The sequence below is a fragment of the Bradyrhizobium sp. USDA 4473 genome (assembly GCF_054063335.1).
In genome coordinates this window covers 758,167-772,381 of the sequence record NZ_JBSSGE010000001.1, presented here as the reverse complement: position 1 = coordinate 772,381, position 14,215 = coordinate 758,167, and the positions used below count along the sequence as shown (strand labels likewise).

The 14,215-nt window shown below is 66.1% G+C and carries 11 protein-coding genes; 9 read left to right on the top strand and 2 right to left on the bottom strand.

Going from position 1 to position 14,215, the window contains the following annotated elements; translation table 11 throughout:
- Positions 1 to 76 precede the first annotated feature (76 nt).
- The 8 genes from ACVW17_RS03630 (at position 77) to ACVW17_RS03595 (ending at position 9,126) form a co-directional block, all read left to right on the top strand.
- Entirely contained in the window at positions 77 to 682 is a 606-nt protein-coding gene (locus ACVW17_RS03630) for a CGNR zinc finger domain-containing protein (protein WP_456756314.1), read from the top strand.
- A gap of 281 nt (positions 683 to 963) precedes the next feature.
- Complete coding sequence (locus tag ACVW17_RS03625; RefSeq protein ID WP_456750502.1) at positions 964 to 1,323, top strand: hypothetical protein; 360 nt, start codon at positions 964 to 966, stop codon at positions 1,321 to 1,323.
- Positions 1,324 to 1,714: 391 nt separating this feature from the next.
- The gene (locus tag ACVW17_RS03620) at positions 1,715 to 3,184 is read left to right on the top strand and encodes a phenylacetate--CoA ligase family protein (protein ID WP_456750501.1); all 1,470 of its coding nucleotides are present in this window, start codon (positions 1,715 to 1,717) and stop codon (positions 3,182 to 3,184) included.
- Positions 3,185 to 3,207: 23 nt separating this feature from the next.
- Entirely contained in the window at positions 3,208 to 4,005 is a 798-nt protein-coding gene (locus tag ACVW17_RS03615; protein ID WP_456750500.1) for an ABC transporter permease, read from the top strand.
- A gap of 12 nt (positions 4,006 to 4,017) precedes the next feature.
- The gene (locus ACVW17_RS03610) at positions 4,018 to 4,842 is read left to right on the top strand and encodes an ABC transporter ATP-binding protein (RefSeq protein WP_456750499.1); all 825 of its coding nucleotides are present in this window, start codon (positions 4,018 to 4,020) and stop codon (positions 4,840 to 4,842) included.
- A complete protein-coding gene (locus ACVW17_RS03605; protein ID WP_456750498.1) occupies positions 4,842 to 5,435 on the top strand; it encodes a GNAT family N-acetyltransferase in 594 nt (197 codons plus the stop codon). The genes ACVW17_RS03610 and ACVW17_RS03605 overlap by 1 nt, the downstream gene beginning before the upstream one ends.
- Before the next feature lie 157 nt (positions 5,436 to 5,592).
- Complete coding sequence (locus tag ACVW17_RS03600) at positions 5,593 to 7,539, top strand: DEAD/DEAH box helicase (RefSeq protein ID WP_456750497.1); 1,947 nt, start codon at positions 5,593 to 5,595, stop codon at positions 7,537 to 7,539.
- A gap of 255 nt (positions 7,540 to 7,794) precedes the next feature.
- Positions 7,795 to 9,126, top strand: coding sequence for an IS1182 family transposase (locus tag ACVW17_RS03595; RefSeq protein WP_456756305.1), 1,332 nt, complete (start codon positions 7,795 to 7,797; stop codon positions 9,124 to 9,126).
- Positions 9,127 to 9,293: 167 nt separating this feature from the next.
- On the opposite strand, the gene ACVW17_RS03590 is transcribed toward ACVW17_RS03595, so the two are convergent.
- Positions 9,294 to 10,787: a sensor domain-containing diguanylate cyclase gene (locus ACVW17_RS03590; RefSeq protein ID WP_456796783.1), complete on the bottom strand. Its 1,494-nt coding sequence runs from the start codon at positions 10,785 to 10,787 to the stop codon at positions 9,294 to 9,296.
- Between the two features lie 116 nt (positions 10,788 to 10,903).
- Here ACVW17_RS03590 and ACVW17_RS03585 point away from each other — a divergent pair, with 116 nt between their 5' ends.
- A complete protein-coding gene (locus tag ACVW17_RS03585; RefSeq protein WP_456750495.1) occupies positions 10,904 to 11,161 on the top strand; it encodes a DUF7662 domain-containing protein in 258 nt (85 codons plus the stop codon).
- 159 nt (positions 11,162 to 11,320) lie between these two features.
- Here the strand turns inward: ACVW17_RS03585 and ACVW17_RS03580 are convergent, their stop codons facing one another.
- Positions 11,321 to 14,197 carry an EAL domain-containing protein gene (locus ACVW17_RS03580; RefSeq protein WP_456750494.1) on the bottom strand — a complete coding sequence of 959 codons (2,877 nt, stop codon included), beginning with the start codon at positions 14,195 to 14,197 and terminating at the stop codon, positions 11,321 to 11,323.
- Positions 14,198 to 14,215: the final 18 nt, after the last annotated feature.

Sequence of the window (14,215 nt, the reverse complement as noted above, 5' to 3'; positions counted from 1 at the left end):
GCTTAGGCGGTTATTTCCGATCGGGTCAAAAAAGAAGCCGCCAGGAGGTCCAGCCGTGCAACCCCATCCACCCGCGATGTTCATCGCCGATAGTTTGGGTCTCGATTTCATCAATTCGATCGCGACCCCGGTCGACACGCCGGTGGACTGGATCGGCGACGGTGACGGCCTGTTGCGTTGGCTCGCACAGGCGAAATTGGTGCCGTCGGATGTGGTCGACGCGCTCAAGGCCCGCGCGAAGCCGGGCGAGCTCGATGATGTCGCCGGCCAGGCGCGAGACCTGCGCGAATGGTTCCGCGGTTTCGTGCGCAAGCATATGGGCAGACCACTCGCGCCGCGGGCGCTGAAGGAATTGGAGCCGCTGAACCGGCTGCTCGAGAGCGATCAGGCGTTCAGCCGGATCGTGCCGCATCGTCACGACGATCACGACGGCTTCGCGCTGGAGCAGACGCGGCGCTGGCGCTCGGCGGAAACATTGCTGGTGCCGATCGGCGAAGCGATGGCCAAAGTCGTCTGCGAGGAAAGCTTTTCCGACATCAAGGCGTGCGAGGGCCCGGCCTGCACCTTGATGTTTGCCGATCACACAAGGGCGCGTGCGCGCCGCTGGTGCAGCATGGCGATCTGCGGCAACCGCGCCAAGCAGGCCGCGCATCGCAGTCGGATCAAGGACAGGGGAGCATAATCCGGAAACGTGCGAAGCGGTTTTCCGAAAAGATCATGCTCAAGCAAAGAAGCCAAACCCGAGCAAACGGGCCGCTATGACGCCAAAGGGTAACGGTCGTTGACGCATTACACGCCGGAGGGAACTCAAAAATCCCTCCGCGCCCGATCGCTCGGAAGCGCCTAAAACCGGAATGAAATCCATAGCGGTTTTCAACCATGCCCCTTGAGCCTTCCTCAACTTCCGCAGCCGATGCTTCGCCCGCCCAAAGGACCGACCAGGGATCGACAAGGAGCTTGAGCATGCCGGCCAAGGCAAGAACGACGGCAAGAACGACCGCGACCAACGCCACCGCGCAGGGGCGCGAGGATATCCTTAACGCGCATGCCATCAGCACGCTGGGCGCCGGCGTCGTCAGCGCGATGAGCGCGGTCGGCGCCGCCGTCATCAAGAAGAACAAGCCGGCACTCGGCAAGAGCCCGGACTGGTTCTGGCACATGTTCGCGAAATGCGAGGCCAAGGCCGCGCGTGTCGCCGAGCAGGCCGCGCGCGATCCGGAGGCCTGCGGTGACGCGACCTTCATCGAGGTCTATGCCGCGCAATTGCCGAAGCTGATGGCGTCGGCGCTCGAGAGCCACGACAAGGCGCTGAAGGCGAAGTGATCGGATCAGTCTTGTAGGGCGGGTTAGTACTACTGCGTCACAAGCGCTCTTTCAGCCGATCCTGAGAGGCCGTGAACGAATCCAGCCGTCATTGCGAGCGAAGCGAAGCAATCCATCGGCCCGCAAACGCGGTTGGATGGATTGCTTCGTCGCTATCGCTCCTCGCAATGACGGCGGAGGCAGAATTATGACGCAGTAAGATTAGGCGAAATCGTAACCCGCCATGGCTCCATCGCGTCGCGTTGCGGCGGGTTACGGCTTTGCCCAACCCGCCCGACGTTGCTGCGCGCGGCTGGAGCACCGTGTGACGCCAGTCACGGCAGCCACGCACGCCGCACGCCATTGATAGCGCCATGAACGGGCGGTCCTCCCGTCAATCATGGAGCTGAAGATGACGTCCACGCTTGCAATCAGCACTTCCGATGACAGCCTTGCTCTGGTGCCGGAGCACGATCAGGCCGCCGCGTCCCTGGTGCCCGCCGCGGTCGATAGCACCAGCGTGCCGCAGCGCCAGTTCTGGGAGACCGAGCACACCCGGCCGGATTTCCAGCCGTCCGACGATGCCGCGCCCGAGCTGGTCGCCGCGACCGCGAACTATCTCGGCGAATGCATGCGGCATCCCTATCTGCCGGTGTCGGACATCCGCGCGCGGCAATTCGCCCGCATCAAGCAACTGGTCGAGCTCGCCTATCGCGACATCCCGGTCTACCGCGCCAAGTATGATGCCGCCGGCTTCAGGCCGGAGCATCTGCGCGACTACGACGACATCCAGAAGATCCCTGTCATCACCAAGCCCGAGCTGGTCGCGGCATTCCCGGACCAGTGCGTCAACAGGAAATACAAGCCCGAAAACCTGTTTCCGACCCGCTCATCCGGCTCGTCGGGCCAGACCCTCTTGATCCGCGTCGACTACGACGCCGTGATCACCGACACCATCCAGGGCGTCCGCCAGTTCGCGATGCAGAGCGGCGGCAACTACCGGGCCGAAGACCTGCTCGCCCATGTCTACACCGTGCCGTGGTGGTTCGATTCGATCGGCGGCGATTATCCGACCGCCTTCATCTCGAACCTGATCCCGCCGGCGCGCGTCGCCCAGCATCTGCGCTATCTCGGGCCGAAGATCCTGTCGCTCTATCCGTCGAGCCTCGATGCGTTGATGCCGCATGTCGACGAGTTCCGCTCCTCGCTCAATCTCGCGGTGACGCATTCGGAATATTCCTCCCGTGCCGCCCGGGCGGAATGGTCGCGTCAGCTCGGCGTGCCCGTGCTCGACGAATATTCCTCCGAGGAGGCGACGCGGATCGCGCTCGAAATGCCCAACGGCCAGTATCACGTCTGCGAGGACACCGTGCATCTCGACGTGCTCGATCCCGTCACGATGCAGCCGCAGGCTGCCGGGCAGTCCGGCATCGCCGTGATCACCAACCTGCTCAACGAGGCGATGCCGTTCATTCGCTACGTGCAGGGCGACTACATCACCCAGCCGGCCAACCCCGCGCCGTCCGATATCAACTGGTCGCAGATCGCGAGCATCGACGGCAGGCTCAACGACGCCTTCGTCAACCGCGACGGCCGCAAGGTTCCGGCCGGCAGCATCCTCGATGCGACCTATCGCTGGATGTTCGACTGCAATCTGCACCTGGCGCAGTTCGAGATCGTGCAGCGCGGCGTCGACCTGGTCGAGGCGCGCGTCGTGCTCGGCCAGGATACGCCGCTGGGCCGGTTGCACGGCTCGGTCGCGCATCTGGAGGATCTGCTCAAGGCCTGCCTCGAGCATCCGGTCCGGGTGCAGGCTCACGCGCTGCTGGCGTTTCCGCCCAAGGTCGGCAAGCGCCGCCCGATCCGCCGCGAGTTCGATTGATCGCAGCAAATAGGGTGCGTGCCATGACACAGTCACTGAATCGCATCGCCGCCATGACGGCGCGTTATTACTACATCCTGCGCTCGTCATGGCTCCGGCTGCTCGAGATCGTCTACTGGCCGGCGATGCAGATGCTGGTGTGGGGTTTCCTCTACACCTACCTCTATGACAGCAAGTCGGCGATGGCCTCCACCGCCGGCCTCTTGCTCGGCGCCATCCTGCTCTGGGACGTGCTGTTTCGCGGCCAGCTCGGCTTCACCTTCACCTTCCTGGAGGAGATATGGTCGCGCAATCTCGCCAACCTGATGATGAGCCCGTTGCAGCCGTCCGAGCTTGCGGCCTCGCTGATGCTGATGAGCCTGATCCGACTGGTGATCGGCACGCTGCCGGTGCTGCTGCTGACCTGGTTGCTGTTCGGCTTCAACCTCACTGCGATGGGGCCGGGGCTGATCGCGTTCTTCCTCAATCTCGTGCTGACCAGTTGGGCGATCGGCCTTGTCGTCGCCGGTCTCGTGATCCGGCAAGGTTTTGGCGCCGAGAGCCTCGCCTATTCGATCATGATCGTGCTGCTGCCGCTGTGCTGCGTCTACTATCCGGTCGCGGCGCTGCCGCTCTGGCTGCATCCGGTCGCCTGGTCGTTGACGCCAACCTATGTGTTCGAGGGCATGCGCGCCGTGCTGCTCGACGGCACGTTCCGCACCGATCTGATGCTCGAATGCCTCGCGCTCAATGCCGTCTATCTCGGCATTGGCTTCACCACATTCGTCGCCCTGCTGCACAGCGCCCGCCACAAGGGCGGCCTGCTCACCATGGGCGAGTAAGGGGAGAGATCCATGAGCCGCATCGAACGCTTCCTGCCCCGCGGACATCTGACGCCAGTTTTGGCAAACGCTGCGCCCGCGCAGGGTAACTCGGACCGGCCCAACCTCGATGACACGCCAGCCATCGCCGTCGAGGATCTCTGCAAGAAGTACCGTACCCATTGGGCGGTCGACGACGTCAACTTCATCGTGCCGAAGGGCTGGACCGTCGGCCTGCTCGGCGGCAACGGCGCCGGCAAGACCACCACGATCTCCATGATCATGGGCCTCGTGGTGCCGAGCTTCGGCCGCGCCATGGTGCTGGGCCACGACATGGCGACCGAGCGTCACAAGGTGCTCAGCCGGATGAATTTCGAGAGCCCCTATGTCGCGCTGCCGGGCCGGCTCACGGTGCGACAGAACCTGACGGTGTTCGGCCGGCTCTATGGCGTCGCCAATCTGAAGGCCCGGATCGAGCAGCTGATCGAGGATTTCGAACTCGGCGACGTGCTCGACCGGGTCACCGGGCGGCTCTCCGCTGGGCAGAAGACCCGCGTCGCCGTGGCCAAGGCGCTGATCAACGATCCCGACGTGCTGCTGCTCGACGAGCCGACGGCATCGCTCGATCCCGACCGCGCCGAATGGGTGCGCAGCCGGTTACGCGCCTATCAGAAGCGCCGCGGCGCCACCATCCTGCTGTCCTCGCACAACATGACCGAGGTCGAGCAGCTCTGCGACTTCGTCGTGATCATGAGCCATGGCCGCGTCGTTGCGATGGGGCGTCCGCAGGAGTTGGCCGAGCGCTTCAGGTGCCGGGACCTTGACGAGGTCTTCATCTATCTGGCGAGGGTTGCGTGATGTCCTCATCTGGTTCTCCGAACGACAAGCCGGTTGCGATCCGAAGGGAACGCCGTTCGGACGTGGCGGCGCGAGACAGTCTGCTCGACGCTGCATTCGGTCCTGGCCGTTTCGCCAAGACCTCGGAGCGGCTGCGCGAGGGCCGCAAACCTGCGCGCGGCCTCGCGTTTGTCGCGCGCCGTGGCGGCCGCTTGGTCGGCACGTTACGGCTGTGGCCGGTCATGACCGCGACCGGTCACACCTGCCTGCTGCTCGGCCCGCTGGCCGTCGCCGAGGATGCCCGACGTCTGGGCATCGGCGCCGCGCTGATGCGACAGGCGCTGGCGCGTGCGCAACTGCTGGGCTACCGCGCCGTCATCCTGGTCGGCGATGCCGCCTATTACGGCCGTTTCGGCTTCTCGGCTGCGACAACCGGCGCGCTCCGCATGCCCGGGCCGTATCAACGCGAGCGGCTGCTGGCCTGCGAGTTGGTGCCGGGCGCGCTGCGCGGAGCAGGCGGCCTGATCGCCGCCGCCGGCCCGCGTCCATCGCGATTGTCCGGACTGATGGACCGGATTGCCGGAAGCCGGGCCCCGATCGGACAGCCGGCCTGATCCGCGGCACCTTTTCTGCCACGGAGGCATGGCGATTTGGCCGGTCTTGGCGTAAAGCACGCCAAATCGCCATGCGGCTGTGCCGCTTGCCGGGGTCGCAGCTTCAAGTCGTCCCGCTCGACGTTCTGCGCCCGGACCAATCAAGGTTTCCCATCTCGTGCCCTTTCCGACCACCAGTTCGCCGCTCGCCCGCGCCTTGGCTGAGCGCAACTACGAACAACCGACCCCTGTCCAGCTCGCCGTGCTGGCGGAGGATGCCGTCGGCCGTGACCTGCTGGTCTCGGCCCAGACCGGCTCGGGCAAGACCGTTGCCTACGGATTGGCCATGGCCAAGGACCTGCTCGGCGACGCCGAGCGGTTCGAGCAGGCCGCCGCACCGCTGGCGTTGATCGTGGCGCCGACGCGCGAGCTCGCCTTGCAGGTGCAGCGCGAGCTTGCGTGGCTCTACGAACATGCCGATGCCTGCGTGGTCTCCTGCGTCGGCGGCATGGACCCGCGCCGCGAGCAGCGCGAGCTGGCCGCGGGCGCTCACATCGTGGTCGGGACGCCCGGCCGGCTGTGCGACCATTTGCGGCGCGGCCGCCTCGATATCTCGGGATTGCGCGTCGTCGTGCTCGACGAGGCCGATGAGATGCTCAATCTCGGCTTCCGCGAGGACATGGAATTCATCCTCGAAACCACGCCGGACAGCCGCCGCACGCTGTTGTTCTCGGCGACGTTCCCGCGCGGCATCGTCGCGCTGGCCAAGCAATACCAGCAGCAGGCGTTCCGGATCGAGGTCGCGGGCGACGAAGGCGGCCATGCCGACATCGAGTACCGCGCCATCCGGGTGGCCGCCGACGACGTCGAGCATGCGGTGGTCAACGTGCTGCGCTTCCATGAGGCGCCGAGCGCGCTGGTGTTCTGCAACACCCGCGAAGCCGTCAGGCATTTGCAGGCGGCGCTCTTGGAGCGTGGGTTCTCGGTGGCCGCGCTGTCGGGCGAGATGACCCAGAACGAGCGGACCCAGGCGTTGCAGGCCTTGCGCGACGGACGGTCCCGGGTTTGCGTCGCGACCGACGTGGCGGCGCGCGGCATCGATCTGCCGAGCCTCGATCTCGTCATTCACGCCGACCTGCCGAAAGATCCGGAGGTGATGCAGCATCGCTCGGGCCGCACCGGCCGCGCCGGCCGCAAGGGTGTCAGCATCCTGTTGGTGCCGCCCGCCCGGCGGCGGCGCGCCGAATTGCTGCTCGATCTCGCCGGCATCGATATCGTCTGGGGCACCGCTCCGCAGGCGGACGAGATCCGCAAGCTCGACCATGATCGCTTGCTGAAAGACGCCGTGTTCTCCGAGGAGGCGACTTCGGACGATCTGGCGCTGGCGCAGGCCTTGCTCGCCGAACGCTCGCCCGAGGCGATCGCCGCGGCGCTGGCCCGGCTCTATCGCGCGCGGCTGCCGGCGCCCGAAGACATTCTCGATCCCGGTGAAGCCCGCGGCCGCGACCGCGGCGATCGCGCCGCGCGCCGCGAGGAGCGTGCCGCCGGGCCGCGATCGAAGACCGGGAAGTCTCCGCGCCACGGCATGGAGGAGGCGACCGTCTGGTTCCGCGCCGCGATCGGGCGGAGGAAGAATGCCGAAGCGCGCTGGCTGCTGCCGATGATCTGCCGCCGCGGCGGCATCGACAAGCGGGACATCGGCGCCATCAAGATCATGGACACCACCACCGAGTTCGAGATCGCCGCGCGGGTCGCGGACTCCTTCGCCGTCAAGATCAAGCGTCCGGACAAGGAAGACAGCATCCGCATCGAACCGTTGGCGGAGGCTCCGCAGCGGGAGACGCACGCGGAGAAGCCGGCCCGCAAGCCGAGGCACGAGCCTTGGCGCGACCAAGGTGATGGCCGACGCAGCGCGCCGCGCAGCGACGGGCCGCGTGATGAGGCGACGGCCAAGCGGCGCGGCAAGCCGGACCGCGAAACGAGCGTCAAATTCGACAGCGAGCCCAGGTTCGGCAAGACGAAGCATCGCAGCAAGTCCGGCTACGCCGGGCACACGCAATGGCCGGACGTGTCGACGGCGAAGCCGAAGTTCGGCAAGAAGCCGAAGAAGAAGCGCCGCGGCTGAGTTGGCGGCAGCAGCTGCCGCGCGCTCAGCTTGCTGGTGCGGCTTCGGGTGACACGCTGATGTCCGCCACCGTCATCCTGAGGAGCCGCGAAGCGGCGTCTCGAAGGATGAACGGCCCGGCCGGTGGCCGTGCATCCTTCGAGGCTCGCTCCGCTCGCACCTCAGAGGGTGTGATTTTTTTGGGGTTTCAGCGAGCATTATAGCCGAAAGCCGGCGCGGTGTGATTCTCTGGCGATGATGGATTCGCGGGAGGTGATGTTGGCTGCCGATGAGTTGTTTGGGGACCTGCCGGAGCAGGCGAAGCCACCAGTCGAAGCGGGCTTGCCCGGCGCTCCGCGGCTGCGTGAGCCCCAGCGCGACCAGATTGCGCTGCGAGCGGTTGATATTGAGAGCCTGATCGGGGAAGACCATCCGGTGCGGCTGATCTGGTCTTATGTCGAAGAGCTTGATCTGAGTGAGTTGGAGGACCGGATCAAGGCTCGCGGCGATCGTCCCGGTCACCCCGCGACCTCGCCCCGGCTTTTGCTGGCGCTGTGGCTCTATGCCGCCAGCGAAGGCGTTGGCAGCGCGCGGGCGTTGGAGCGGCTGTGCGAGAGCCACGATGCCTATCGCTGGCTGTGCGGCGGGGTGTCGGTGAACTATCACCTGCTGGCGGACTTCCGGGTCGGCAACGCCGATCTGCTTGACCGACTGCTCAGTGAGCATCTGGCAGCGTTGGCAAAGGCCGGTCTCGTCGATCTGGAGACCTTGGCGCAGGATGGCATGCGGGTCCGGGCCAGCGCCGGGGCCGCCTCGTTCCGGCGCGAGGCGACGCTGGATAAGCATTTGGCGCAGGCTGAGGCCGTGGTGGAAGACCTCAAGCGCGAGGTCGACACACGCTCGGACGCCAGCAATAAGCGTGCCCGGGCAGCCAAGGAGCGGGCCGCGCGGGAACGCAGCGCGCGGGTGAAGGCGGCGCAGACGGCGCTCGCCGAGATCAAGCAGCAGCGCAAGGAGCGCGAAGAAAGTCGCGGCAACGGCAAGACGCCGAAGGAGCCGCGGGCCTCCACGACGGACGCCTATGCACGGGTCATGAAGATGGCGAACGGCGGCTTCCGCCCCGCCTACAACGTGCAGGTGACGAGCGTGGCCGGCGAGCAGATCGTCGTCGACACCAGAATTTGCAACATCGGATCCGATCGCGGCCTGATGCGCCCCATGCTGGAGCGGCAGCGTGCGCGGCCCGGAGGGTTGCCCAAGGACCATCTCGTCGATGGCGGCTTTGGCAGTGCCGAGGACATCGAATGGGCCTATGCCGAGGGCATCGATATCTTTTGTCCGCCCACTCAATCCAAGCACGGTACCGATCCCTATCTACCGCGGCGCGGCGACGGTCCGGGGGTGTTGGCCTGGCGTGCGCGAATGGCGAGCGAAGAGGGCAAGGCCCGATACAGGTCCCGGTCGATCTGCGAGTGCATCCATGCCCGCTGGCGCAATTGGGACCTGCGGCAATTGACCGTGCGCGGCATCGAAAAGGTCCGTGCCGTCGTGCTCTGGTACGCCCTCGTCAACAACATCCTGCAAGGCAACCGCCTCTCCAGAGCCTAAACAACGGGTCATCGCCGAACTCGAACTCAAACCTGCCAATTGCTGCGACGAACAGCCGCCAAAAACTCCGCAGGAGCCGAATCCGTCACAAGCTCTCAGGATGACGGATTTGATTGCTTTGCGGGGACGATGATGCGGTGAGAGTTGCGCGACTAACGCGACTGCCCTCACGCCACCAGCGCGATCTTCGGCACGGTGGCCAGCGCCGACTGGTTGCGGCCGTTGGCCTTGGCGGCGTAGAGCGCCTTGTCGGCGGCTTCGATCAGGTCGGCCCATGGCTGGCCTGCGGCCGGTCGCATGCTGGCGACGCCGATGCTCACCGTCGTGCTGAGCTCGCCCTCGCACCATTGCTGCACCTTGCCGCGGATGGTCTCGGCCAGCTTGAAGGCTTCGAGCGCGGTCATGTTGGGCAGCAGCACGGCGAATTCCTCGCCGCCGAAGCGCGCCGGGCAATCGCCGGCGCGGCGCACCGCGTCCGAAATGCAGATCGCGATCCCGACCAGCACCTGGTCGCCGGCCTGATGGCCGTAGGTGTCGTTATAGGCCTTGAAATGATCGGCATCGATCATCAGCAGCGCGACCGGCTGGCCGTAGCGGCCGGCACGGCGCCATTCGCGCTCGATCTCGGCATCGAATTTGCGCCGGTTCTTCAGGCCGGTGAGGGCGTCGGTCGTCGCCATCTCCTCGAGCCTGTCCTCGGCGTCGGCGCGGCGGACGATCTCGCGGGCGAGCACCAGCGTCGCGCTGAGCACGAACAGGATCAGGACAGCCATGATCGCGCCGATGCGGATCGCCTCGGTGCGCCAGAGGTTGAACACCGCTTCCAGCGGCTTGCCGACCACCACATAAAGCGGCCCGGAGCTGCTGCGCCTGACATAGAGCCGCGGCGTATCGTCGACCGGACCCTTGCCGGAGAAGGAGCCGCCGACCTTCAGATTGTCGGCCTTCCAGTCCGATTGCTCCGCGAGGTTCTTGCCGATCACGTCGAGGTCGAACGGCGTGCGCATGATGATGGTGCGGTCGTTGCGCAGCACGGTGATGGTGTCGCCGGGCACCAGGTTCAGCCGTCCGAACAGATCGTGGAAATAGCTGAAGCGGATCGAGCCGACCACGACGCCGAGGAAGCGGCCGTCGTCGGCGGAGATGCGCCGGCTCAGCACGATGGCGTAGGCGCCACGGTGCAGCATCGGCCGGCTGACATAGAGGCCGGTGTCCGGATGGTCGCGCTGGATGGTGAAATACTGCTCGTCGCTGCGGTTCTCCGGGCGCGGATCGAGGCTCGCGGCGTCGATGGTCAGGTTGCCTTCCGCATCGAACACCTGGATCGCGCCGAAATGCTGCGCGGTCGCGGCATGGTCGAACAGGATCAGCTGGCGCAGTTCCTTGCTGACGTTGCGGATCTCCGGCATCTCTAGATTGCTGGCGACCGCGCGCAGCGACAGATCGTAGAGCTCGATGTTGCGGCTGATGTCGGCCTCGATGCCTGAGGCCAGATTCTCCAGGGTCCGGCGCGCCAGTTCCTCCTCGCCGCGGCGCATGTCGAACATCACGCCGGCGCAGACCGCGGAGAAGCCGAGCACGGTGGCAATCGACGCCGCGATCAGCAGCTTTGCCGATAGCCGCCAGCGCCGCTTAGCCTCGTTTCCCCGTCGAAATGGCATTTTCAGCTCCAATGCGCCGTCATGCATCGGGAAATCTTGTCGTCGCCTTAAATGGCGACAGCGGTCGCCGAATGGGTTAACGGGTGGTTGCCGGAATCCTGAGCCTTGAGGACGACGTGAACGACTACGACCCGCTGCGGGACTACCTGAAGAAGCAGCATCTTCCCGAGTTCGTGCTGACCTTCGAGCAGATCGAGGAGATCATCGACGCGGCGCTGCCGCGCGCCGCGCAACGGGCGTCGTGGTGGGAAACCCTGCGCAGCCCGCAGGAGAAGATGCCGCAGCGCGAAGCCTGCCTCGAGGCCGGCTACATCGCCACCCGCCAGGCCGACGGCAAGAGCGTCAAGTTCAAGCGCATGCCCAAGCCGCGTTAGAAGAGGCAACACTCCAGGTCGTCATCGTCCGCGAAAGCGGGCGATCCAGTATTCCAGAGACGTCAGAGTGATACGGATAAGCCGCGGCGTACTGGATACTCCGCTTTCGCGGAGCATGACATTCGTGAGCGGGGCAGGCAGAGTGCCCCCGGCCCGCGCCTAACTCGCGGCTTCCAGCCGTTCCTCGGTGAGCAGCCGCGTGGCGGCGTCGGCGTCCATCGGCTCGCCGAAGGCGAAGCCCTGCGCGTATTCGCAGCCGAGCTGGTAGAGCTCGACGGCATCCGAATCGGTCTCGGCACCTTCTGCGACTACATCCATACCGAGATCGTGCGCCAGCGCGATGATCGATTTCAGGATCACCGGGCGGGTGCCGCGGCTGGTGGTGCGAACAAAGGACTGGTCGATCTTGATGGTGTCGAACGGGAAGCGCTGCAGATAGGACAGCGAGGAGTGCCCGGTGCCGAAATCGTCGAGCGACAGCCCGGTGCCGAGCTCGCGGATTCGCGCCAGCATCTGGGCGGCGTGCTCCGGGTTCTCCATGACCAGCGATTCCGTCAGCTCCAGCTTCAGCGTGCCGCGCGCCACCGAGGAGCGCGACAGCACGGTGCGGATGTCGTGGATCAGGTCGTGGCGCAGCAATTGCCGCGAGGAGACGTTGACCGAGGCGAAGATCGGCTCGCGGGCGCGCATCGCGCGCTGCCACACTGCGAGCTGGCGCGCGGTCTGGTCCATCACGAACATGCCGAGATCGACGATCAGGCCGGTCTCCTCGGCGACGGTGATGAACTCCGACGGCGACATCCGGCCGAGCTTCGGATGATCCCAGCGCGCCAAGGCCTCGAAGCCGGCGATCGCGCGATCCTCCAGCCGCACGATCGGCTGGTACAGGATCGTGATCTCCTGGCGCTCGATGGCACGGCGCAGGTCGCTTTCCAGGGTCAGGCGGTCGGTCTTGCGTGCCCGCATCGCCGGCTTGTAGACGTCGATGCGGTCGCCGCCGATCCGCTTCGAGTGATACATCGCAAGCTCGGCGTCCTTGATGATCTCGTCGGTCAGCGGCGCCGCCGGATCGGACAGCGCAAGGCCGATCGAGGCGGTCAGGAAGATCTCGCGGTCGTTGAAGGCGATCGGGGCGCGGATGGTCTTGCGGATGGTCTCGGCGAAATTGGTGATCCGCGCCGGGTCCTGCTCCGACAGCAGGATCAGGCCGAACTGGTCGCCGGCCATCCGGGCCAGCGTGTCCTGCGGCTTGAGGATGCGGGTCAGCCGGCGCGCCAGCGTCAGCAGAATGGAGTCGCCGACCGCGATGCCGACGGAATCGTTGACCTGCTTGAAGCGGTCGAGGTCGATCACCATCAGGGTCGGCCGCAGGTTCGGCATGGTCTTGGCGAGGTTCGCCACCGCGCTGAGGCGATCCATGAACAGCTTGCGGTTGGGCAGGCCGGTCAGGTTGTCGTGCACCGAGTCATGCAGCATCCGCTCTTCGGAATTCTTGAACTCGGTGACGTCGGTCAGGGTGCCGACCACGCGCGAGACCTCGCCGTCGGAGCCGACCACCGGGCGCGCCTTCAGCGCGAACCACATGAAATGGCCGTCGGGCGTGCGCAGCCGGAAATCCTGCACCAGGCGGCCGCGGCGCTGGTCGAGCACGCTGTCGAGCGCGGCGCGGAAGCGGTCCTGGTCGAGCGGGTGCAGCACTTCGAGCCATTTCGCGGCAGGGCCTTCCAGCGTGCCGCGCTTCAGCCCGAGCAGCGCTTCGGTCTCCGGGCTGGTGAACACCTTGTCGGCCGAGACGTCCCAGTCCCAGATCAGGTCGCCGGAGCCGGTCAGCGCCAGCGCGCGGCGCTCGACATCGGAGACCACGCCGGTGGTGGCGCCGCCGCCGGCGAAGGCGTGCTGCATGACCGTGAATCCGATCAGCATCACGATCAGCACCAGGCCGCCGAGCAGCGCCGGGCCGACGATGTCGTTGGTGACCGAGCCGGCCACCGTCATGCCGGCCGCGACCACCCAGACCACCAGCAGGAACCAGGTCGGGATCAGCAGCACCGCGCGGTCGAAGCCATGGGTCGAGAGATAGACGATCAGCGCGAAGCCGGCGAAGGCGATCATCACCAGCGACATCCGCGCGATGCCGGAGGCGACCGCGGGATCGAACAGCGCCAGCGCCACCAGCGAGCCGAGGAACACCAGCCAGCCGATCGTGATGTGCGAGTAGCGCACGTGCCATCGGCTGAGATTGAGATACGCGAACAGGAACACCAGCAGCGTCGCCGCGAGGATCGCCTCGCCCGCCGCGCGCCAGACGCGCTCGGCGTTGTTCGACATGTCGAGCACCTTGCCCCAGAAACCGAAATCGACGCCGATATAGACCAGCACCGCCCAGGCCAGCGCCGCGGCGGCCGGGAACATGATGCTGCCCTTGACCACAAACAAGATCGTGAGCACCAGCGCGAGCAGGCCCGAGATGCCGATCACGATGCCCTGGTACAGCGTGAACGAGTTGACCTTGTCCTTGTAGGCGTCGGGTTCCCACAGATAGAGCTGCGGCAGCTTGTCGGTGCGCAGCTCCGCGACATAGGTGACGACGGCGCCGGGATCGAGCGTAATGCGGAACACGTCGGCGGTCGGGCTCTCCTGCCGCTCCGGGCGATCGCCGACCGACGGCGTGATGGTGGCGATGCGCGACAGGCCGAGGTCGGGCCACAACAGGCCCGACGACACGATGCGATAATGCGGCGCGACGATCAGGCGGTCGAGCTGGTCGTCGGTGTTGTTGGCGAGCGCGAACACCACCCAGTTCTGGCCGCCTTCGCGCGCGCGCACCTCGATGCGGCGCACGATGCCGTCGGTTCCGGGAGCGGTCGAGACCTGGATGCGGTCGGTTTCACTGCGCTGATGGTCGAGCACCGCGGTGAGGTCGATCGCCGGTGCGTCGCTGCGCACGCTGACCGCGTCGATCGCATACGCGGCAGGCGCAGCAGCAAACATCATGAGGCCCAGCGCCAGCAGCGCAAGGCACCTGATCGGACGCAATGTCAGTACTCCGCGATC